We start from the raw sequence: 23,436 nt of genomic DNA on the forward strand, positions 1-23,436 counted from the left end.
AGAAATTGTACATATAATTTATATGTATATATATAACTCTAATATTTTATTCTGTTAAATATTGTTTAATATGTTAAACTAAAAATTAATTTTATTTAAAATCCTTTAAGTAATTTAACAGATAAAACAAATTTCATTTGTATTTATAACAAATAGAAATAGATTTTTTTAGATATAATATAATTATAAAATTGTAACAATAGGAGAAGAGGTGTTATGGTATGTCATTCATCCTTGTATTCTATTTCCCCTTTAGATGGAAAATATAAAGATAAATTAAACGAAGTGAGAAGTATTTTTAGCGAATATGCTTTTATAAAGAATAAACTGTTTGTAGAAGTAAGTTGGATTAAAAATTTATTAAAAATTAAAAAAATATTTAATATTGATTATTCAAAAAAAGAAGTATTCAATTTTTTAAATAATATTATTGAAAATTTTAATGAAGAAGATGCTTATGAGATAAAAAAAATAGAAAATGTTATTAACCATGATGTAAAAGCAGTAGAATATTTTTTGCGAAATAAATTATTAAAAAATCAGCATTTTTTTCATATAATTGAATATGTTCATTTTGGATGCACTTCGGAAGATATTAATAATATTTCTTATGGGCTGATGCTAAATAAAGTAAAAAAAAATATTTTTCTTATTTTTTGGGAAAAAATTGCTGAATTTATTAAAAATTTATCTTTTAAATATAAAGATGTATCTATTTTATGTAGAACGCATGGACAACCTGCTACCCCCTCTACTTTAGGAAAAGAATTTTTCATATTTTATATGAGAATGAAAAAACAAATATGTCAATTAAAAAAAATTAATGTTTTAGCAAAGTTTAATGGAACTACTGGTAATTATAATGCTCATTATTTTGCTCATCCAGGGGTTAATTGGATTAAAATTAGCGAAAAGTTTGTAACCAGTTTTGGATTAGAGTGGAATGCCTATACTGCTCAAAATGAACCGCATGATTATATAGCAGAATTATTTCATTGTGTTGTAAGATTTAATAACATTTTATTAGATTTAAATCGAGATTTATGGATGTATATCTCTTTTGGTTATTTCAAACAGAAGTTAATAGACCGAGAAGTTGGATCATCTATTATGCCTCATAAAATCAATCCGATAAACTTTGAGAATTCTGAAGGAAATATAGGTTTAGCTAATTCATTAATGATACATATGTCTGAAAAATTACCGATTTCTAGATTTCAAAGAGATTTAAGTGATTCAACAGTATTACGTAATATAGGTGTTGCAGTTGGTTATTCGGTTCTTGCTTATTCTTCTTTTTTATTAGGATTAAATAGAATAACTATTAACAAAAAAAATATAGATAAAGATTTAAATAATAGCTGGTTTATTTTAGCTGAACCTATACACACTATAATGAAAACTTATAGAATAAAAAATTCTTATGAAAAATTGAAAACTATAACAAGAGGAAAAAAAATTAATAGAGACATAATTCATAATTTTATTAAAAATCTAAATTTACCTCATGATGTAAAAGTTAAATTGTTAAATTTAACTCCTAAAGACTACATAGGAAAATCTTCAATTCTTGTAAAAAATATATAATATTTATATGTTTTGTTTTTTATATATAATATATTGGTATTTGAAATATATATATGTGTAAAATTAACAATATATATAAATTATATTTTTATTTTTAATACAAATATAAAAAAGTTTATTAAAAATGTTATATATGTATATAACGTTTTTGCAATTCATAAAATAACTGTATAGAAAATATTTTTAAAATTGAAAATTAGATTTAATTGAAAATAATTTAGATAAATTAGTTTTTCTTAGTACTTTTTATATATATATAGAAAATAGTGTTTGAACGATACTGTGTTTTTCAATTAAAGACTAGTTAATTTTTTTAAGATTATTATTATTATTTTTTGTCTATAGAATATATAAATTTTATCTATTCGCTAGACGAGGGATGCTAATTGAGAATGATACAAATGAAATTGCTATCTGGAAGAAAATTTTTAATTACTGGAATTAGTAATAAAAGATCTATAGCATTTGGAATAGCTAAAGTAATGAAATCATATAATGCTACAGTAGCATTTACTTACCATAATAGTTTAATAAAAAAAAAATAAAAAAATTAATTGCAACTATTGATTCGAATATATTATTACACTGTAATGTTGGAGATGATGTTAGTATTAATAGATTAAAAAAAAAATTGTTTTTATATTGGAATTCTTTTGATGGAATAATACATTGCATTGCTAAAGCTAAAAAATCTGAATTATCTGGAGATTATATAGAATCTGTAACTAGAAAAGGTTTTTATATTGCTCATAATATAAGTTCTTATAGCTTTGTAGCTTTAGCAAAAGTGTTTAGAAATATGTTAAATGCACATTCTTCTTTGGTAACTTTAACTTATATAGGATCTAATCAGGTTATACCTAATTATAATGTTATGGGTGTTGCAAAAGCTTCTCTTGAAGCTAATGTAAAGTATATGGCATATTATATGAAAAAAAGTTTTATTCGAGTAAATGCTATTTCAGTACCACCTATTGTAACTTTATCTTCTTCAGGAATAACTGGTTTTAGAAAAATATATAAAGATTACGTATCTTCTTCTATCAAAAATAATGTTGTTACTTCGCATGATATAGGCAATATAGTTGTTTTTTTGTGTTCTAAACTATCTTCTTCAGTTACAGGCCAAATCATTTATACTGAAAATGGATTTAGTGAGTTTTTTAACTGTAAATAAAAATAATCATATTTATTAGATAATTTTTTTGAGGATATAAAAAAATGTATTGTATAGATGAAAAGTGTATTTTTTCTTAAAAAGAATCAATAACTATAATTAAAATTAAATTAATAATTTTTTATATATTAATAATAATATTTAAATTAAAAAAATAGTATATATATACTATATTTACATATTTTATAGTAAATAATGTATTGTATATTTTTAACAAATTTTAAAAAATTAGGTTTTACATATGTTTTATAATAATCCGTTATTAGTTCAATTAAAGCAAAAATTACATAATAGAGCGACTAGAGTTGAAGGAATTATAAAAAGTACAGAAAAAGGATTTGGTTTTTTAGAAGTAGATTCTTCTATTAGTTATTTTATTCCTCCATATCAAATGAAAAGAGTAATGAATGGAGATCGTATTATAGCTAAAGTAAAATTAGAAAAAAATAGAGAAATAGTTGAGCCAGAAAAATTAGTAGAACCTTTTTTAAAAAAATTTATTGGTAGTTTTCAAAAAAAACATAATAAATTTTTTATTATTCCAGATTATCCATACTTAAAAATACCTATTATCTGTTCTTTTAGTAAAGACATTGTATTTTCTTTTGAAGATGGAGATTGGGTTATAGCAGAATTAGTACAACATAAATTGCGAGGAGAACCTTGTTTTCAAGCAGAGATAATTGATTTCGTTTCTAAAAAAAATAATGCTTTTTTACCTTGGATTGTTACGTTAAAACGTCATAATCTAGAAATAAATGCACCATCAATGAATAATTCCGATATTGAATTTAATTATGATTTAACAAGAAAAGATTTAACATCTTTAGAATTTGTTACTATAGACAATTCATCTACAAAAGATATTGATGATGCAATTTATATAAAAAAAACAAAAAAAAATAATTTTCTTGTTATGGTGGCAATAGCAGATCCTACTTCATATATTTCTGAAGATAGTAAATTAGATAAAATAGCTTTTAAAAGAAGTTTTACTAATTATTTACCTGGTTTTAATATACCCATGCTTCCTAGAAAATTAGCTGAAGATATATGTTCATTGCATCCTAATGTAAAAAAACCTGTTTTAGTGTGTGAAATGGAAGTCGATAGTCACGGAAATATATTAAAAAAAAGCATTGTGTTTTTTTTAGGATGGATAATGTCTAAAGCAAAGTTAGAATATGAATCTGTATCTAATTGGTTAGAAAAAGAAGGAAGTTGGGTTCCTCAAAGTAATTTGATTAGAAATCAATTGTTGTGGTTAAAAGAATTGTGTTGTACTAGAATTCAATGGAGAAAGAAAAATGCTTTAATGTTTAAAGATAGATTAGAGTTTAGATTTCATTTTTCGGAAGAAAAAAAAATTCAAAAAATTGTATTAGAAAAGAGAACAATAGCACATCGAATCGTTGAAGAAGTAATGATTATGGCTAATATATGTGCGGCAACTATTCTAGCAAAAAAAATAGGTTATGGAATATTTAATACCCATAAAGGTTTTGATAAGAAATACACAGAACAAATATTATGTATTTTAAAAAAAAATAATATTTATTATAGTGAACAAGAAATTAATTCTTTTGATGGTTTTTGTAAAATAAAAAGAATGTTAGATAGTTGTTCTAATGATTATATTGAGAATCGTATTTGTAGGTTCCACACTTTTAGTGAAGTAAAAAATGTTCCATTACCTCATTTTGCTTTAGGATTAAAAAAATATGCTACTTGGACTTCTCCAATAAGAAAATATGGAGATATGATTAACCATAGATTATTAAAATCTATTTTTTTAAAAAAAATAGTAAAAAAACCGTCAGACAAAGTGATTTCTTTAATGAGTAATAGAAAAAGACGATATAAAACTGCTGAAAGAGATGTAATAGAATGGTTATATTTTTTATTTTTTTATAGTAATAATGATATGAATACTATTTATAACATGGAGATTGTTAATCTTACAAGAAGTGGAATAAGAGGTAAATTACTAGATAATGGAGCTCCAGTTTTTTTACCTATCAGTTTTTTAAATATTTCTAAATATGATGTTATATGCAATAAAGAAGAAGGTATTATGTATTATAGAGGAAAAGAAATACACAGAGTGTCTAATTTTTTAAAAGTTAAAGTATCTGAATTCAATAAATCAACAAGAAGTATTTTAGTGAAACCTGTTTTAGAAAAAAGATAATGGAATTTAAATTGTTTTTAATGCTAAATTAACGGATGAAATTACATAATAATATATATACATTATTCAATAATATTTAATTAAAAATAAACTTTGTGAAAAATACGTATAGAAAAGTTTCATATTATTTTTTAAATAAATGTAAATATAATATATATATATATATATGATTTATGTGCTGTCTAATTCAATTATTTTTAATATAGCAGATAAAAATTTTAAATTTTTTTTAAATTGGTATTTATTGTATTTAAAAATTATATTTTTATATAAAAGTTTTTAGAACGTTAACGTAGTTTTTATTTATTAAAGATATCAGTTTTTATAAGGATGATATATGAGTTTTTTTACGTTTGATACTTCTATTTATATAAAATTTTTTGCAAACTTGTTAGCTTTAGTTAATCCAATAGGTATGATTCCAGTTTTTATGAGCATGACTTATAATTATTCTAAAGAAAAAAGAGATAAGACAAATTTTATTACTAATATTTCAGTATTTTTTATTTTATCTTTTTCTTTATTATTTGGTAATTGGTTTCTGAATTTTTTTGGTATTTCAGTTAATTCCTTTAGAATTGCTGGTGGAGTTTTATTAATTATGATAGCTATATCTATGGTAAATGGACAGTTCATTGAAACTACACAAGAAAAAAAAAATAAACGGATAAAAATAGATAACAATGATATTGCAGTAGTACCTTTAGCTATTCCATTAATAGCAGGTCCTGGAGCTATTAGTTCTACTATTATGTGGTCTTCTAAAAATAATGAATTAGATAATTTAGTTATTTGTGTGGCTTTAATTTTTATTTTTTGTTGTTTTTGTTGGACTTTATTTAAATTTGCACCTTATATAGTAAATAGTATTGGTAGTTCAGGTATTAATATTGTAACTCGTATAATGGGGTTATTATTATTATCTTTAGGAATTGAATTATGCATAAAAAGTGTAATGTTTGCTTTTACTAAAATAATATAATAATATTAACGGTAAATTAATTTAAATTTAAGTTAAGTTATTTATTTTACAAATAAAAGTCAATATTGCATGTTATTAAATAGGAATATTCTTTTTGCTTAATAAATATGTTACATATAAAGATATAGGATTAACGTTTTGGAAAGATACATTTTGCAGAATGTATGAATACACAAAAAATAGAAATGTTTTTACTCAGGATCAAATATGGTTTACAGAACATTATCCTGTTTTTACTACTGGTCCAACTGGATATAAAAAAAATTATTTATTAAAAATTAATAAAATACCTATTTTTTATAGCAATCGTGGTGGAAAAATAACATATCATGGGCCAGGTCAGCAAATCATTTATTTTCTTGTAGATTTAAAGAGACATAAATTTAGTTTTCGTATTTTCATTACTGTAGTAAAAGATATAGTGTTGAATACTTTAAAAAAATTTAAAATTGACGCTTATTTTAATAAAAAGTATCCTGGAATATATGTAAAAGAAAAAAAGATATGTTCTTTTGGTTTTAGGATAATAAAAGGATGTTTATTACATGGAATAGCTTTAAATATACAAATGAATTTGCATCCGTTTAGCTTGATCATTCCATGTGGAATAAAAAATATTGTTATGACGCAAGTGTTTGACATAAATCCAAACATTACTTTCAATATGGTTAAAAATGTTTTAGTAGAAGAAATGTTGTATTTTTTTAAAAAGATATAAAATATTTGTTATATCTTAAAGTTAAATGTTATGTTTAATATATTTGTTTAGAATAAATACTAATGATTTAATAATCTCTTATTTACATTACACACAAAATTATAAATTTATGCAAAAAAAAGAAAATTATATACCTATTATAAAAAAAACAAAAAATATTAAAAATGTGTTTAAAAAACCTAATTGGTTAAAAATAACGCTTCCTTTGAATTATAAAAAAATAGATATTGTTAAAAAAAAATTAAGAAATAATAAATTACATTCAGTATGTGAGGAAGCTTTATGTCCAAATATTCATGAGTGTTTCAATAATAACACTGCTACTTTTATGATTTTAGGTTCGGTATGTACTAGAAAATGCCCATTTTGTGCTGTAAAGAAAGGGAGACCAACTATTCCTGATATTTTAGAGCCGGAAAAATTAGCTGATGTAGTAGTACAAATGAATTTAGAATATGTAGTAATTACTTCAGTAACTAGAGATGATTTAAAATATGGTGGAGTTGAGCATTTTATAAAGTGCATACAAGAGATAAGAAAAAGAAAAAATGTTAAAATTGAAATTTTAGTTCCTGATTTTAAAAATTGTCAAAATAAAGTAGTAGATTATCTAGGTATTTCTTTACCAGACGTTTTTAATCACAATATAGAAAGCGTTCCTAGATTATATAAAAAAATTCGTCCAGGAGCTGATTATATTTCGTCTCTAAAATTATTAAAAAAATTTAAAAAAAAATATTCTAATATAGAAACAAAATCTGGTCTTATGTTAGGATTAGGAGAAAAAAAAAAAGAAGTTTTAGATGTTTTATATGATTTAAGAAGTAATGGAGTTACTATGTTAACTTTAGGACAATATTTACAACCATCATCTCTTCATTTAAAAGTAAAAAGTTATATTACTCAGTTTGAATTTAATTTTTTTAAAAAATTTGCTTTATCGATTGGATTTAAAAACGCTTTCTGTGGTCCATTAGTACGTTCATCTTATCATGCTTACGAGCAACAAAAAAAGTAAGTGTTACGATAAAAAAATATATATGTGGTAAAAAAATGTATATATCAAGTAATATATTAATTTAAGGTTTTAGTATAAATAAATATATTTATAGTTTTTTATATAAGAAAACTAATTTTTAATAGTTATATTTGATATAAATAGTAAATATAAATATAGTTTTTTTTAAAAAATATTTTTAAATTTTTACATAATAAATATATATATATACATATTATAAATAGATATATGTTTATTCATTTTTTTACTAAAAATAAATGTTTTAAATATGAAATTAAATATATAGATGACATCTATAGAGTTAATTTTAATTAACAATTTAAAATATTTAGTGAATATTATGAGTATGAATGTTTTGTAAATTATTTTACAAAAATAAATGAATATATAACAGTTATATTCATAAATATAGAAAATATTTTTTTTTAAAAAAAATACTAAACTAGTAAAGTATTTTTTATTTATATTTTTATTTAACTTTAATTTTAATAAATAATGAATAGCAAATGTTTTTTTTAATCTGATTTTTTCAACTAAAGTTGAAGAAAATTTTCTTCATTTTATGAAATTAAATTTAAAATCTTTTAATTAAAAAAACAAATTTTAATGATAGTAATAAAAAATAAGTTTAAAACTAATTATTGTTATACAGATTAATTAAATTAATCATATATATTTTATACCTAAATTGAAAATATAAATTTAATTTAATAAAAAAATAAACGAGTAAAATTTGTATTATCGAAATAATTCATTTTTTTTAATAAAAGTAGTTTATAATTTTTTATATATTTAATATTATAAAATACTTAATAAAGGAATAGTTCTAGGTTTTCCTTGATTGTTTATTGCCACATAAACGACTGTAGCTTTAGTTGATAAGTAATATTTTCCAATAGGAGGATTGCATATTTTTTTAATCCATATTGTTACTTTAATAGTAATAGAGCTGTTTCCAATTTTTATTGGTTGGGCGTAACAATGAATTAAATCACCTACTTCAATTGGTTTTAAAAATATAACTTTACTAATTTGAACTGTTACAACATTACCTCCTGTTATTTCTTTAGCTAAAATAGCTCCTCCAATATCTATTTTACTGACTATCCATCCACCAAAAATTTTTCCATTTGCGTTTGTATGGTAGGGCATTGATAAAGTTTTTAAAACTAGTGTGGTGTTAAAAATTTTGTATTTTTTTTTTTTCATAAAATATATGTTTTTCGTATTATAAAGGGTTTAAAATGAACAGGTGTTTAGGGAAAATTATAAAATTAATAGAATTTTATTATAAAAGTAAATGTATTAAAATAAAAAACTATTAATAATAGAAAAAAGTATATTTATTTTTTGATAGTTTAAAACCGTGTATTTATTTTTTTATATAAATGGTGATTTAATTATTTTTTTTTGATTTTGTTTCTGATGTTTCTAATGAATAAAATCGATATAATATTATATATAATACAATGTATGCAAAATTATTTGCAGAATGAGTTATTAACAGATAAATATTATTTGAATTATTAAAATCAGATAGTAGTGTAGATACTAATAAAGAAATGCATTTTTTTGTAGAAGAAAATAAAAAGTTAGTAAAAAATATAAAAAAAATATGATCTTTAGATATAATAATACTATTTTTTATAGAATATAAAATATTTTTTTTACTATGTAATAATATAACAGGAGATAGTAATAATAATAGTTGGAGAATTATTCCAGGAAGTACGCATAGTATTGTTCCTAATTCTGTTAGCATATTATTTAATACTTGTAGTATAAATAAAGGTAGTAAAATAGAAATAGATTTTTCAGCAACAGAAAAAAAAGAACAACATTTTTCTTTACATACAAGATAAATTGTAGACAAAATAGTTCCAATTAAAATTGCATTATATAGAGAACGTAGTGCTATTTTAAGCATAAAAATTATGATGAATTGAAGCTTTTTTTTAAAAAAAAAGGTGTCAATAATTTCAGTAAAGTTACTATTGTTTTCTACAAAATATGAGTCATGGTATGTATCAGATATTAATTTTAATATTATATAATCATGAAGTTCTATAATAACTGAAGAAGTTAATACAGATACAATTAAAAAAATTTGAAAGTTTGTTCTAAAAAAGTAAAATGAATCTTTAAACAATTGTGTTTTTTGTACAGACATAAATCATTCCTTATAATAATAGACATGTGCTTTATCTATATTTTATAGAAAATATAATATTAAATTAGTATATTTTTTAGAAAAGATGTATAAGTAATTATTTTACTACACACCTTATTTTAATAAAAATAAATGTTTTATATATAAATATATACAGTATAATTTTTTATTTTTTATATAAAGTAGTTTTTTTGAAAGAAGATAGTAGTGTGTGCATTTTTTTAAAAATAAGATGAGGTTGTTTTTGATACAAATGTTCAATCATTGAAATAATAGCTGATCCACAAACTATTCCAGAAACTTTGTTTTTTAATGCGAATTCTATTTGTTCTACTTTAGAAATACCAAATCCTTGAATTAAGGGTATAGCAGTATATTTTTTAAGTGTTTTAATTGTTTTCGATATAGACGAAGCATTTATAGTTTTATTATTTCCAGTAACTCCTGTTCTAGATAAAAGATAAACAAATCCTGTAGCTAACATAGATATTTTTTTTAATAGATTTTCATTTGCATCAGGAGGACACATTATTATAAAATGAATTCCATATAGCTCTGCTGTTTTTTTAAAATATTGACTTTCTTCTATTGGTACATCTGGAATAATAACAGAATCAATTCCATTTATATAGCACTCATAAAAAAAATTGTATATTCCTTTTTGAAAAACCATATTTGCGTAAATTAATAGTCCTATAGGAATTTTTTTAAAAACGTTACGTATTTTTTTTATTAAAAAAAAACATTTTTTTAGTGTAATATTAGATTTTAAAGCACGTAGATTTGCTTTTTGAATTGTTTGACCATCTGCTAGTGGATCAGAAAATGGTATTCCTAACTCTAAGGCATGAGCTAATTTTTTTTTTAAAATAAAATAGATAATTTTATATGATAGTTTTAAAGAAGGATCTCCAATCGTTAAAAATGGTATTAAACATCTATTTTTAGAATAATGCAATTTTTTGAATAAGTATTTATAACGATCCATGAATATTTTTTTCCTTTCTTTGTATAATGTTGTTGACAGTCATAATATCTTTATCGCCTCTACCTGATAAATTAACTATAATAGTTTGTTTTTTTCTAGGTTTTCTTTTCATAATTTTTAACGCATAAGCTATAGCATGAGAAGACTCTAAAGCGGGTATTATTCCTTCTTTTTTGGACAATAGTAAAAATGCATTTATAGCTTCTTTATCTGTTATTGAAACGTATTTCACCTTTTTATTAATTTTTAGCCAAGCATGTTCTGGACCAACAGATGGAAAGTCTAATCCAGAGGATATAGACCATGAATTATTTATTTGTCCTTCTGGATTTTGTAATAAAAATGACTTCATTCCAAAATAAATGCCTTTTTTTCCACATGTTAATGCTGCTCCATGTTTATTGGTATTAGTACCAAGTCCAGCTGGTTCAACTCCAATTAAAGATATAGATTTTTCATTTATAAATTCGGAGAATATCCCTATAGCATTAGAACCACCTCCTATACAGGCAATAATATAATCAGGGTATTTTTGTTCTTTTTCGATTATTTGATTTTTAGTTTCTTTTCCAATAATTTTTTGAAAATTTTTAACTATTGTTGGGTAAGGATGAGGTCCTGCTGCTGTTCCTAGCATATAATGAGCTTTTTTATAGTTTTCCGACCAATCTCTTAGAGCTTCGTTGCAAGCATCTTTTAAAGATTTTGATCCATGATTTACTGGTATAACAGTAGCACCCATCATTTTCATTCTTAATACATTTGAGTTTTGTTTTTTTATGTCTTTTGTACCCATGTAAATACGGCATTTTAAGTTCAATAGAGAACATATAATAGCTGTAGCTACTCCGTGTTGACCCGCTCCTGTTTCAGCAATGACTTCTTTTTTTTTCATTTTTAGAGTTAGTAACCCTTGACCTAAAACTTGGTTTGTTTTATGCGCTCCACCGTGTAGTAAGTCTTCTCGTTTCATGTAAATTTTTGTATTTGTTCCATAAGTAAGATTTTTACACAGAGTTAAAGGGGTAGGTCTTCCTGCGTAATTATGTAGTAAATTATGCAGTTTATTTTGAAAAATTGGATCGTTTAAAGAATCCACGAATGTTTTTTCTAATTCCAATAAAGCTGGTACAAGAATTTGAGGAACGTACATACCTCCAAATTCTCCAAAATAAGAATTTAACAGTGTCATAAATAAATCCTTTATTTATTATATAGATGTAATTATATTATTGATAATAGCGTAATTTTTTAAATATAGAAATCAATTTTTTTTCATCTTTAACACCTGCTTTTTTTTCAATTCCAGAATTAAAATCTAATCCAGAACAACCTAATTTAGAAGCAGAAAAACAGTTTTTTTCATTTAATCCTCCAGCAATAATAACATTGTTTAAGTTAATATTTTTTAAATGAGACCAATTGAATGGTTTTCCTGTTCCTCCTGTTCCGTTATCCAATACGTAACATGTAACATGTTTAAAACACATTTGAAAGGTGATTGTATTAGAAACTGATATAGCTTTCCATATTTTAATATTGGATGGTAATTTTTTATATAAAGTATCAATATAATCTTGCGTTTCGTTTCCGTGTAGTTGTATTGCGGAAATTGGTAGATCTTTAATTAAAGAAAGTATATTAAAAATAGGTTCATTCTGAAATACTGCAACATATTTTAAATTAGCACTTTGCATGATATTATAAGCTAATTTTTTAGACACATGCCGAATCGACGATTGTTCAAAAATAAGTCCTCCATATATTGCACCAACTTTATAAGTTGAAATAGCATCTTTTTTATTGGTTAAACCACATATTTTATTTTTCCCAAATATTATACTTTTTATTTTTTGGTTTAAATTAGCGGATTTCATTAGAGAAGATCCAATAAGAAAACCATTAACAATATTACTAAGACTACGAACTTCTTTATAGGTAGAAATTCCAGATTCGCTGATAATTATTTTTTTCTTTGATATTAAAGGAGCGATAGTAATTGTTTTTTTAATATCAACAGATAAATTTTTCAGATTTCTATTGTTTATTCCTATAATATTTGCTTTTAAATAATTAGCTCTATCTAATTCTTCAATATTATTTATTTCAGTAATAATTCCCATATTTAAATTTTTAGCAATTGTAGATAATATAGTATATTGATTATTATTCAATACAGAAAGCATAAGCAATATAGCATCTGCTTTATAATATCGTGCAAGAAAAATTTGATAGGGATCTATAAAAAAATCTTTACATAGGATAGGTTGATGTACTAGTTGACTAGCTTGTAATAAATATTCAAATTTTCCTTGAAAATATTGTTCATCGGTAAGAATAGATATAGCTGTGGCATATATTTTATATTCATTTAAAATAGAATGTAAATTGAAATTAGAGTTTAATATTTTACATGTTGGAGAGGATTTTTTACATTCTAGAATAAAAAAAGGATGATTTTTTTTTAATGATTGTTCAAAATTTCTGTTAGATGGTGTAATAAAATTTTTAAATTGAGTTAATGGTTGATACGATTGTCTTTGTGCTATCCATTTTTTTTTATTATGAATAATCGTTCTTAGTAAATTTTTTTGCATTATTTTCTCTATTTATGTTGTTTAGACATAGAAATCATATGATTATATACTTTCCCACTTTGAATAGCATGTAAGGCTAAAGATGTGTTTTTTTTTAGATCGGACCATCCGAAAACTTTTAAAACTATAGCAACGTTTACTGCTATGATTTGTTCTATAGCTAAATTACTTTTTCCTTTTATAATATCTTTAATGATATTAGTGTTTTTTTTTGTACTTCCTCCTATAGCAAAGTTTTCTGAATGTTTATTGATTCCAAAATCTTTTGGATTCAGTTCATAGAACGAAATATTATCATTTTTTAGTTCAGCTACATAGGTAGTATCATGAAGAGTAACTTCATCAGTTCCAGAACTATGTATAACTATAGCATGTTTATATTTAAAAAATTTTATAGCGTTAATCATAGGTTCAATGATGTTCTCGTTATATACTCCTACTACAATTAAAGGAGGTTGAGTTGGATTTAAAAGAGGACCTATGATATTGAATATAGTTTTTGTTTTTAATTTTTTTCTTATTTTATATATACGGTTAAAACAATTGTAATAATGAGGAAAATACAAGAAGCATAGATTAAATTTATTTAGTAATTGTAATGAATTTTCAGGAGTAGAATATAAATTAATTTTTAAAGAATCGAGTAAATTAGCAGATCCACTTAGTCCAGTTATGTTTTTATTACAGTGTTTAGCGATTTTAAATCCGCAAGAAGATGCTACAAATGCACTAGTTGTAGAAATATTAATAGTGTTAGCATTATCTCCTCCAGTTCCAACAATATCAGCGAACAAATATTTTGGTTTAAAAGATGGTTTAGAGTGTTTTAATATTTCTTTAGTAGATCCTATAATTAACTCATATAAGTTATTTTTTTTTAGATTCATGGAGCTTAATATATAAGACAATTGTTTAGAGTCAAATTTATCTAATGCTATATTGTTAAATAAATGACAAATTTCGTTTTGATTAATATATTGGAAATTTAGTTCTTTTTGTATTTTTTTATCCATTGTTTTTAATGTGAATTAATGTTAATTGTTGATTATTAAAGTTATTTAGGAAGTAATATTTATTTATATAATTAAATGTTATTTTTATTACAGTCTAATTGTAGTACAACTTATTTAAAGTAAAAACAATTTTGTTTTTATATATAAATATTGTTTTAATGAATAAAAAATATTTTTTTAAAGGTATTGGTAAATTTTTATGTAAATCTATATTTAATAATTATTAAAAATTAACATTTTATTTAAATTTAAAAGTAAAAAAACGTTGGTTTTTAATAATTTTTTTTTATTAATAAAAAATAAAAAATTGTTTTTTTATTTGAATTTTTATAGATGAGGAGTATAAGCATGTTAAAAAGAGTAATGATAGTATTATTGTTTATAACAGTATCTTTTACGTTAGGCACAACTTGGATAGCTATGAAAATAATAGTTTCAACTATACCTCCTATTTTTGCTACAGGTATGCGATTTTTACTTGTTTCACCTTTATTAATTGGATTATCAGTATTTAATAAAGCCCCTTTTTTGTTTCCAAAAGAACAAAGATGGTTTCAATTAGTAATTACTTTATTTTATTTTTCAATTCCATTTTCTTTAATGCTATATGGAGGTATTTATGTAAATGCGGGATTAGCAGCTTTAATATTTTCTATTATGCCAGTGATGGTGCTGGTTATGTCAATGATTTTTTTGAAAGAAACAGTTAAAGATGTACAGATTATTGGTTTATTTATATCAATATTATCTTTTTTTGCGGTATTGTTTTATGAAATTTTATATGGTAAAAAAGATTCTATTTATGGTATTATTGCTATTATTCTTTCATTAATTAGTCATTCTATAGTGTACGTTCAGTGTAAAAAGAATTATAATAATTTATCTGTTTTAACTTTTAACACAATTCCTTCGTTATTAACTGGAATTTTGTTAACCTCAATATCTTTATTTTATGAAAAACCGATTATTTATAATTTTTCTTATAGTTCGATATTAGCTCTATGGTATCTTTCTAATTTTTCTGGATTTTTTGGGGTTTTATCGTATTTTTATCTTCAAAAACAAGTAAGTTCTTTTTTTTCTTCTATAATCTTTGTTATTTTTCCTATTATAGCTTTAATTATAGAATATTACATGTATAATGTTTTATTTGCAACACAGGAATTATATTCTATAATAACATTGATGCTAGGAATAGTATTAGTTTTTATTCCTAGAAATATTATAAGAAATAGAAGAATAAATTTTATTTATAACGATAAATAAAAGATTTAACTTTCTAATTAATTTTGATCAAATTATTTAATTTAATTTATTTCCTGTTATATACTATTTATAATGAAAAAAAAAATACAAAAGTTGATTGCGCATTTAGGATATGGTTCAAGGAGAAAAATAGAAAGTTATATACGAAATAAGTCTATTTTAGTGAATGGAAAAGTGGTAACAATAGGCGATAGATATGATTATAAAAGTATAAAACAGTTAAATATTAATGGAAAAGAAATTAGAGTGGATAAACTATCCGTTATAAATGCTAGATTAATTTTATATAATAAACCAGAAGGAGAAATTTGTTCTAGAGATGATTTCTACGTTAATAATAGTGTATTTAATAGACTTCCTATATTAAAAAATAATCGTTGGATAAGTATTGGTCGATTAGATTTAAATAGTAGTGGACTATTATTATTTACAACTGATGGGGATATAGCTCATAGATTTATGCATCCTAGTTTTCAGATTAAAAGAGAATATCTTGTTCGAGTTTTTGGGAAAATAAGTGAGAAAAAAATAAGTATATTAAGTTCTGGTGTTAAGATTCAAAATAAATATTGTAAGTTTAGTAGTATAGAGTGTGTAAAAAGAAAAAAAAATATGTGGTTTAAAGTATCTCTGTATGAAGGAAGAAATCGTGAAGTTAGACGTTTATGGAATGCTGTAAATGTACAAGTTAGTAGATTGATTAGAATAAGGTATGGCGATTTCACTCTTCCTAAAACATTACCTTTAAAGAAATGGATTGAGTTAAATTTAAATGATTTGGTGTGTTCACAAGAAACTAATACAAAATTAATTAATAGGTATATGAAGTATTAACATTGCTTGTTTTTTTGAAATTAATAAACGTTTGTGAAAAATGAAACATCTGTTTGATTAATTTTAAAAATAAAATTTTGTTTAAAAATGAATTTAAATAATATTTTTTATAAATTAACAAAAGTATGCATTTTTTATATAAGTAAAATTTATTATATATAGAAAATAATGTGTATAATATATATATGCTTATATTGACATATTAAAAACATATATATAACTTATACTCAACATGTCAAGTGTTTTATGTAAACCATAAAAATATTAAATCTATTTTTAATAGATTAACTATTAGTTAAATTTTTTATTATGAATAAATTGTTTAATTTTAATTAAATATATATAGTTATTTTTTTTTAAATATATAACTTTAAAATTTTAATCATATAAATTAGTAATTTATTATTTAAGTGTCATATATATAGTTTTAACTTGAAAGTTATATTTTTTTAAATTATATTTTGAATATATATATATATATTTGTATATGTGAGACTCAGTATTTTAAACTATATATATTTATTTAAATAAAATTAAACTTTTTATATAATTTTTAGCAAATATTTTTTTAAGACAGAATAACAATTTTATTTAATAGCAGTTTTTTATATTTTACTATTTTATACATAAGTTACATTAATGTAATTTAAATTGATGTTTCATGTGAATTTATTTTTAATAATATTAAAATCATTTTTTTACAACAATGTTATTTTATATTAACAAATTATACTAATTTTTTAATTTTTTAATTTTTTAATTTTTTAATTTAATTATGCAATAATTAAAAGTGATAGTTGTAGTTTAAATAGATGTATATTTAATAAAATATTAAATAATAACAATGATTTTCTTTAATTATATTTAATTACAGATTTGTAATGATAATTATCTTTAAAATTCTAATATTTCTTCTATTATTGAAATAGATTTAAAGTTTCCTAATAAAAATAGTTTTTCGTTTTTATATATATTATCAGTATTTATTGATTTAATTAATCCTCCTGATTCTCTAATTTGTAATTCTCCAATATAAAGGTTGTAATTTTTTTTATCGAAGTTAAATAGACATGTAATTTTTCCAGCTGCAACATATGCTAAATCTAATAGAAAAGAACCGGAATTTCTAATAATAATTTTTTTTAAAATCAATTTTTCTAATATTCGAGTATAATAAGTTAACATTTTTTTATTGATGTTAGTAGGGTAGTGCATAGAAACGATTAAATTATTATCATTTATATTAGAACAACGCATACGATACCCGTTTAATTGTGATCCTTGGCCTTTTACAGAAGTAAACAGGTCATTTTTTATTGGATCATAAATAACTGAAATTTCTATTTTATTTTTTATAATAACTGATATACCAATACAAAAATGAGGGATATTGTTAACAAAATTTTCCATTCCGTTTAATGTGTTAACAATCCAATAAACATTATTTATATTTAATTTTGTAGAAATAACTTTATTTCTTAACAAAATATGATTTGGATAAGATTTTTGTATAGTAAAAAAAATGTTTTTTTCTAACATATACATTATTTTTTTTACGATATATAGAATATTCTCTTTTTTTTCTTTTTCTAATTTTTTTCTATCATAATTTTGTAGAAGAAAATTTCCGCTTTTTCGTATAGCTCGAATAGCTATATGTAGTATTGGGTGCATTTAATGTCCTTTTTGTATTTAAATAAAAATTTAATTATTTATAACAAAGTTATTGTGTAAGATACAGATAAAAATAAAACTTTATATAATATTAAATATATTTACTTTAAATTTTATAATTTAAATTTGCGTAATGCCAAGTTTACCTTGATATTTAAAAAATTAGAATAATATTTATATAATAATTTTTATAAACAAACTATTTATTTTTGTTAATTAAACTATATATGATAAATAAAATTAATTTACTAGATTTAGATAAACAACAAATGTACCGTTTTTTTCTCAGCATAGGAGAAAAACAATTTCGTGTGAATCAGATAATGAACTGGATATATAAATATTATTGTAACGATTTTAACAAAATGACGAATTTAAATTTATCATTGAAAAAGAAACTTAATGATATAGCCTGCATATATAGTCCTAAATTTTTAAAAGAACAAATATCTCTTGATGGAACTATTAAATGGAGTGTTGAAATTGGTAATAAGTTAATTGAAACTATTTATATTCCAGAAAAAAAAAGATCTACTATATGTGTTTCTTCGCAAATAGGTTGTGTATTAAAATGCAAATTTTGTTCTACTGGATATCAAGGATTTAATGGAAATCTATCTATTTCTGAAATAATTGGTCAAATATGGAATGCTTCGAGAATAATAAAAAATAAAAGTAGCAAAAAAAATACATCTATTACTAACATTGTTTTTATGGGAATGGGTGAACCGTTATTAAATATAAAAAATTTAATTCCAGCGTTAAAAATTATTACAGATAGTTCTTGTTTTAATATTTCTAAAAGAAGAGTTACTGTTTCTACTTCTGGAATTGTTTCGGGTTTAAAGATATTAAGAAATACAATAGATGTAAATTTAGCTATTTCATTACACGCATCAAATGATAAAATAAGAAATTTAATAATGCCTATTAATAAAAAATATAGTATTGAATCTATTTTATCTGAAGTAAGAAAATATTTAAAAACATCTAAAGCTAATCATGGGGGTGTTACAATAGAATACGTAATGTTAAAAAATATTAATGATTCTTTAAATAATGCAAAAGAATTAGCAGTATTGTTAAAAAATATACCTAGTAAAATTAATTTAATTCCTTGGAATCATTTTATTGGAACTAATTACAAGAGTAGTTCTTACAATACAATTATAAATTTTTCTAAAATATTAAAAAAACAAGGATTCATTACTACTATTCGAAAAAATAGAGGAGAAGATATAAAAGCGGCTTGTGGTCAATTAGTAGGAAAAATGTAAGCTATATAATACATAAATGTTATTAATTTAGAAGTTATTTTAGAAAAATAATTATCATTCTAATTATATAAAAACATATCTAAGTTATATATATAATTAATGATAGGTTGTTTTATATAGAATTATTAATTGAAATAATTAGTTATTCACATAAATACATTATTATAAGATTAGAATATAATATACATTTTTTATTTACAACTTAAATATATAAAATATAAAATTACCGAGAAATTTCATAGGATATTATCTATTTTCACAGATTTATTATTTTAATAAAAAATTAATGATTATTGAAAAACATATATATTTATTAAAGTGCAATGCTGATGGACATTAAAAGGATTCAAAAAACATACGTAGTTAAGCTTTAATTTTCTTTGTTTATTTTAATAATATAAATTTGTATAGATATTATAAAAAATAACGTTCAGATTTTTTTCATGCTTAATGTTAGATTTTATAATATTGCTAATTCACTTTAGATAAAAATTTATTAAATAAATACAATATGATAAAATAATGTTATTCAGAATAAATGATTTTAAATATAGTGAAAAGTATAAAACAGTCTATTAGAGGATGTTCTGATTATCTACCAGAATATATGAGAATTTGGAGATTTCTAGAAACAAAAATAATAAATGTTCTTAATAGTTATTGCTATAATGAAATCCAATTTCCAATAATTGAGAATACAGAGTTATTTCAACGAACTATTGGAGTAAGTACAGATATTTTACTTAAAGAAATGTATAGTTTCAAAGATAAGAAAAATAACAGCATTACTTTAAGACCTGAGGGTACTATTGGATGTGTTCGAACAATAATAGAAAATAAATTAAATAGTATTACTGAAAATAGGTTATGGTATGTTGGTCCTATGTTTAGATATGAACGTCCTCAGAAAGGAAGATATCGTCAGTTTAATCAATTAGGAATAGAAGTGTTTGGAATTAGCGAACCAGAAATTGAATTAGAATTATTAATGATATTTTCTCGTTTATTGCATGATTTAAAATTATCTAATTCTGTTTATTTAGAAATAAATTCCATTGGATCAAAACGTGCTAGACGTCTATATATAAAAGATTTAGTTATTTTTTTAAAAAAATATGAAAAAAAGTTAGATATAGATTCAAAAAAACGTATTTATACTAATCCATTAAGAATATTAGATACTAAGAATAAAGCTATTCAAAGTCTACTTAAAGAAGCTCCAGTAATTCTAGATTATTTAGATGAAAAATCGAAATTTCATTTTGAAAAACTATGCTTATTAATGAATAAAGTAAATGTTAAGTATAAGATTAATACGAGATTAGTACGCGGATTAGATTATTATAATGATACTGTGTTCGAATGGAAAACAAATTCTCTAGGATCTCAAAATACAGTGTGTGGAGGTGGAAGGTATGATACTTTATTTCAACAAATAGGTGGTAAATCAACAAGTGCAGTAGGATGTGCTGTAGGAATTGAAAGATTAATATTATTAATAAGAAAAGAATCTATGATTTTAAAAGAAGCCGCATCGTTTATAGATATTTACTTATTCTTTTTAAAAAAGGAAATATATTTTATTGTTTTAAAATTAGCAGAAAATATACGAACAGTTTTTCCTACACTAAAAATTAAAATTGATTTTTTAGTTAGTAATATTAGTAATAAATTAAGAAAAGCAAATAGGTGCAATACTACAGTAGCTTTAATATTAGGTGAGAAAGAAGTTCTTACAAAAACAGTCTTAGTTAAAAACTTAAAAAATAACATGCAAATGATTGTATCTAAAAAAGAATTAATAAAATATTTAAAAAAAATTTTTTTTTAAAAAAAAATACTTTTACTATTATTTATAGTTTTTTATTTTTAATAATATTTAATAAAAAATAAATTGTGCATTTAATATATAGAGAAAATAATGATTATTGAAAATAATGATTTAAAAATTCATGATTTAGATGTATGGAAAATTATAGAAAAAGAAAAAAAAAGACAAGAAGAACATATAGAATTAATTGCATCTGAAAACTATGCTAGTTTTTCTGTTATGCAAGCACAAGGATCTTGTTTAACGAATAAATATGCTGAAGGTTATCCACATAAAAGATATTATGGTGGATGCGAGAATGTTGATAAAGTAGAGTTATTAGCTATACAACGAGCTAAAGAATTATTTGATGCTGATTATGCTAATGTTCAACCTCATTCTGGATCTCAGGCAAATTTTGCAGTATATTCTGCTTTGCTAAAATCAGGGGATTTAATATTAGGATTAGCATTAAGCCATGGAGGTCATTTGACTCATGGATCTAAAGTAAATTTTTCAGGGAAAATATTCAATTCTATTGAATATGGAGTAAACGACTCTGGATTTATAGATTATTCTAAACTAGAAAAAATTGCAATTAATTATAGACCAAAAATGATTATAGGAGGATTTTCTGCTTATTCAAGAATATGTGATTGGGAAAGAATGAGATATATTGCTGACAAAATTGGTGCTTATTTTATAGTAGATATAGCTCATGTTTCTGGTTTAGTAGCAGCAAAATTATATCCTAATCCTATTCGTTATGCTCATGTAGTAACAAGTACTACCCATAAAACTTTAGGTGGACCTAGAGGTGGTTTAATTTTGTCAAAAAATCAAAAAAAAAGTTTTTATCATAAAATTGACATGTCTGTTTTTCCAGGAAGTCAAGGAGGTCCATTAATGCACGTTATAGCTGCTAAAGCTATTGCTTTTAAAGAAGCTATGAAACCCGATTTTTTGTCATACCAAAAACAAATTTTAATAAATGCACAATATATGTCTGAAATTTTTATTCAAAACGGTTTTAAAGTTATATCTAATGGAACAGATAATCATCTTTTTTTAATAGATTTGAGTTATAAAAACATTACTGGTAAGGAAGCCGAATACTATCTTAGTCGTTCTAATATAATAGTGAATAAAAATAGTATTCCTAATGATACAAAAAGTGCTTTTACTTCTTCAGGTATTAGAATAGGAACAGCTGCTATAACCCGTAGGGGATTTAGAAGAAAAGAATCTAAACTAGTATCTCATTGGATAATGAAAGTTCTTAATAATATAAATAATATAAATAATATAGACAAAATTGATGAGGTAAAATTAAAAGTAAAAAAATTATGTGTCTTGTTTCCAGTATATAAGTATATACCATAACTTATTTAATTTTAAAGTAGAATAATTAAGTATACTTTAAACTTACAAAATTTTTTTTACAGAAAAAATAATTTATATATATATATATTTCATTAATAAATATGGAATAAAATTATAAATAAAATATATATATATGTATTAAAAATAGTATATCAATATTTTAAGTTTAGCTGTATTTATATTTAAAATGTAAATAAGTTTAACTATTAATTAAAAATTAATGATGTTTATTTATTTAATGTAAACATTATTTATGTATTTATCATATTAGTAATTTATATATTATTTTTTTATTAAAATAAAAATTTTTAGTAAGATGTTTTACTATTTTTATGAAGATATGGCTTTTACTATAGTAAAAATATCTTTAACGTAAATATTGATATGTATAAATGAATAGAAGTTATCTATTTTTTTAGATTCTAAAATAGATTAAAGTTTAAAAATAATTTTCTAGTTATTTCTTTTGAGAAAAAATATTTTTTTACTAAAATAACGATTTTTTATATAGAGTTTTACATTATTTTTAGCATTAATAATTAAATTTATATTGTAAGTACGTTACATAAATTTTAAGTTTTATGTAACGTTATAAACTATTTTTTTCATATAAAAAATTATATATATATGTATTTTTTAATTTAAATAGTTGCGTTATAATACATTTTTTTAGTATTATTTTTTTTATTTTTTGTAATTATGTTTATATTTTTATTTTTTTTATCGGTTATTGTATTTTTGAAATTTAGTC

Annotated in this window: 17 protein-coding genes and 1 pseudogene; 11 read left to right on the forward strand and 7 right to left on the reverse strand. The window is 22.1% G+C overall.

Annotation, left to right across the window (positions count from 1 at the left end; genetic code table 11):
• Positions 1-216 precede the first annotated feature (216 nt).
• The 6 genes and pseudogenes from purB to lipA all read left to right on the forward strand — a co-directional run bounded on the left by purB (position 217) and on the right by lipA (position 7,673).
• A complete protein-coding gene (gene purB / locus AB4W63_RS01075; RefSeq protein WP_367681174.1) occupies positions 217-1,587 on the forward strand; it encodes an adenylosuccinate lyase in 1,371 nt (456 codons plus the stop codon).
• A gap of 401 nt (positions 1,588-1,988) precedes the next feature.
• Positions 1,989-2,764, forward strand: a pseudogene (locus tag AB4W63_RS01080) (enoyl-ACP reductase).
• A 241-nt stretch (positions 2,765-3,005) separates the two neighbouring features.
• Complete coding sequence (locus tag AB4W63_RS01085) at positions 3,006-4,955, forward strand: exoribonuclease II (protein WP_367681175.1); 1,950 nt, start codon at positions 3,006-3,008, stop codon at positions 4,953-4,955.
• A gap of 337 nt (positions 4,956-5,292) precedes the next feature.
• Positions 5,293-5,937, forward strand: coding sequence for a YchE family NAAT transporter (locus tag AB4W63_RS01090; RefSeq protein WP_367681176.1), 645 nt, complete (start codon positions 5,293-5,295; stop codon positions 5,935-5,937).
• Positions 5,938-6,031: 94 nt separating this feature from the next.
• Positions 6,032-6,655 carry a lipoyl(octanoyl) transferase LipB gene (gene lipB, locus AB4W63_RS01095; protein WP_367681177.1) on the forward strand — a complete coding sequence of 208 codons (624 nt, stop codon included), beginning with the start codon at positions 6,032-6,034 and terminating at the stop codon, positions 6,653-6,655.
• Positions 6,656-6,764: 109 nt separating this feature from the next.
• The gene (gene lipA, locus AB4W63_RS01100; protein WP_367681178.1) at positions 6,765-7,673 is read left to right on the forward strand and encodes a lipoyl synthase; all 909 of its coding nucleotides are present in this window, start codon (positions 6,765-6,767) and stop codon (positions 7,671-7,673) included.
• A gap of 798 nt (positions 7,674-8,471) precedes the next feature.
• On the opposite strand, the gene yciA is transcribed toward lipA, so the two are convergent.
• The 6 genes from yciA to trpD form a co-directional block, all read right to left on the reverse strand.
• Positions 8,472-8,882, reverse strand: a complete 411-nt coding sequence (gene yciA / locus AB4W63_RS01105; RefSeq protein ID WP_367681179.1) for an acyl-CoA thioester hydrolase YciA — start codon at positions 8,880-8,882, stop codon at positions 8,472-8,474.
• A 187-nt stretch (positions 8,883-9,069) separates the two neighbouring features.
• A complete protein-coding gene (locus AB4W63_RS01110) occupies positions 9,070-9,843 on the reverse strand; it encodes a YciC family protein (protein WP_367681180.1) in 774 nt (257 codons plus the stop codon).
• 166 nt (positions 9,844-10,009) lie between these two features.
• The gene (gene trpA, locus AB4W63_RS01115) at positions 10,010-10,831 is read right to left on the reverse strand and encodes a tryptophan synthase subunit alpha (RefSeq protein ID WP_367681181.1); all 822 of its coding nucleotides are present in this window, start codon (positions 10,829-10,831) and stop codon (positions 10,010-10,012) included.
• The gene (gene trpB, locus AB4W63_RS01120; protein WP_367681182.1) at positions 10,818-12,023 is read right to left on the reverse strand and encodes a tryptophan synthase subunit beta; all 1,206 of its coding nucleotides are present in this window, start codon (positions 12,021-12,023) and stop codon (positions 10,818-10,820) included. Before trpB ends, trpA begins: the two co-directional genes overlap by 14 nt.
• 37 nt (positions 12,024-12,060) lie before the next feature.
• On the reverse strand, positions 12,061-13,428 hold the full coding sequence (gene trpCF / locus AB4W63_RS01125; RefSeq protein ID WP_367681183.1) for a bifunctional indole-3-glycerol-phosphate synthase TrpC/phosphoribosylanthranilate isomerase TrpF: 1,368 nt from the start codon (positions 13,426-13,428) through the stop codon (positions 12,061-12,063).
• Between the two features lie 8 nt (positions 13,429-13,436).
• The gene (trpD, locus tag AB4W63_RS01130) at positions 13,437-14,441 is read right to left on the reverse strand and encodes an anthranilate phosphoribosyltransferase (RefSeq protein WP_367681184.1); all 1,005 of its coding nucleotides are present in this window, start codon (positions 14,439-14,441) and stop codon (positions 13,437-13,439) included.
• Between the two features lie 348 nt (positions 14,442-14,789).
• On the opposite strand from trpD, the gene AB4W63_RS01135 reads away from it, so the two are divergent.
• Positions 14,790-15,707, forward strand: a complete 918-nt coding sequence (locus AB4W63_RS01135; protein WP_367681185.1) for a DMT family transporter — start codon at positions 14,790-14,792, stop codon at positions 15,705-15,707.
• Between the two features lie 72 nt (positions 15,708-15,779).
• A complete protein-coding gene (locus AB4W63_RS01140; RefSeq protein ID WP_367681186.1) occupies positions 15,780-16,541 on the forward strand; it encodes a pseudouridine synthase in 762 nt (253 codons plus the stop codon).
• 894 nt (positions 16,542-17,435) lie between these two features.
• Here AB4W63_RS01140 and AB4W63_RS01145 read toward each other — a convergent pair.
• A complete protein-coding gene (locus AB4W63_RS01145) occupies positions 17,436-18,215 on the reverse strand; it encodes an inositol monophosphatase family protein (RefSeq protein ID WP_367681187.1) in 780 nt (259 codons plus the stop codon).
• A 227-nt stretch (positions 18,216-18,442) separates the two neighbouring features.
• Between AB4W63_RS01145 and rlmN the strand changes: the two genes are divergently transcribed.
• From rlmN to glyA, 3 genes are all read left to right on the forward strand, one after another.
• Positions 18,443-19,492: a 23S rRNA (adenine(2503)-C(2))-methyltransferase RlmN gene (rlmN, locus tag AB4W63_RS01150; RefSeq protein ID WP_367681188.1), complete on the forward strand. Its 1,050-nt coding sequence runs from the start codon at positions 18,443-18,445 to the stop codon at positions 19,490-19,492.
• Positions 19,493-20,042: 550 nt separating this feature from the next.
• Positions 20,043-21,323: a histidine--tRNA ligase gene (hisS, locus tag AB4W63_RS01155; protein ID WP_367681199.1), complete on the forward strand. Its 1,281-nt coding sequence runs from the start codon at positions 20,043-20,045 to the stop codon at positions 21,321-21,323.
• Between the two features lie 90 nt (positions 21,324-21,413).
• Positions 21,414-22,685: a serine hydroxymethyltransferase gene (gene glyA / locus AB4W63_RS01160; RefSeq protein WP_367681189.1), complete on the forward strand. Its 1,272-nt coding sequence runs from the start codon at positions 21,414-21,416 to the stop codon at positions 22,683-22,685.
• Positions 22,686-23,436 lie beyond the last annotated feature (751 nt).

It is taken from the genome of Buchnera aphidicola (Anoecia corni) (assembly GCF_964056675.1).
In the GTDB taxonomy this organism is placed as follows: Bacteria; Pseudomonadota; Gammaproteobacteria; order Enterobacterales; family Enterobacteriaceae; genus Buchnera_E; species Buchnera_E aphidicola_B.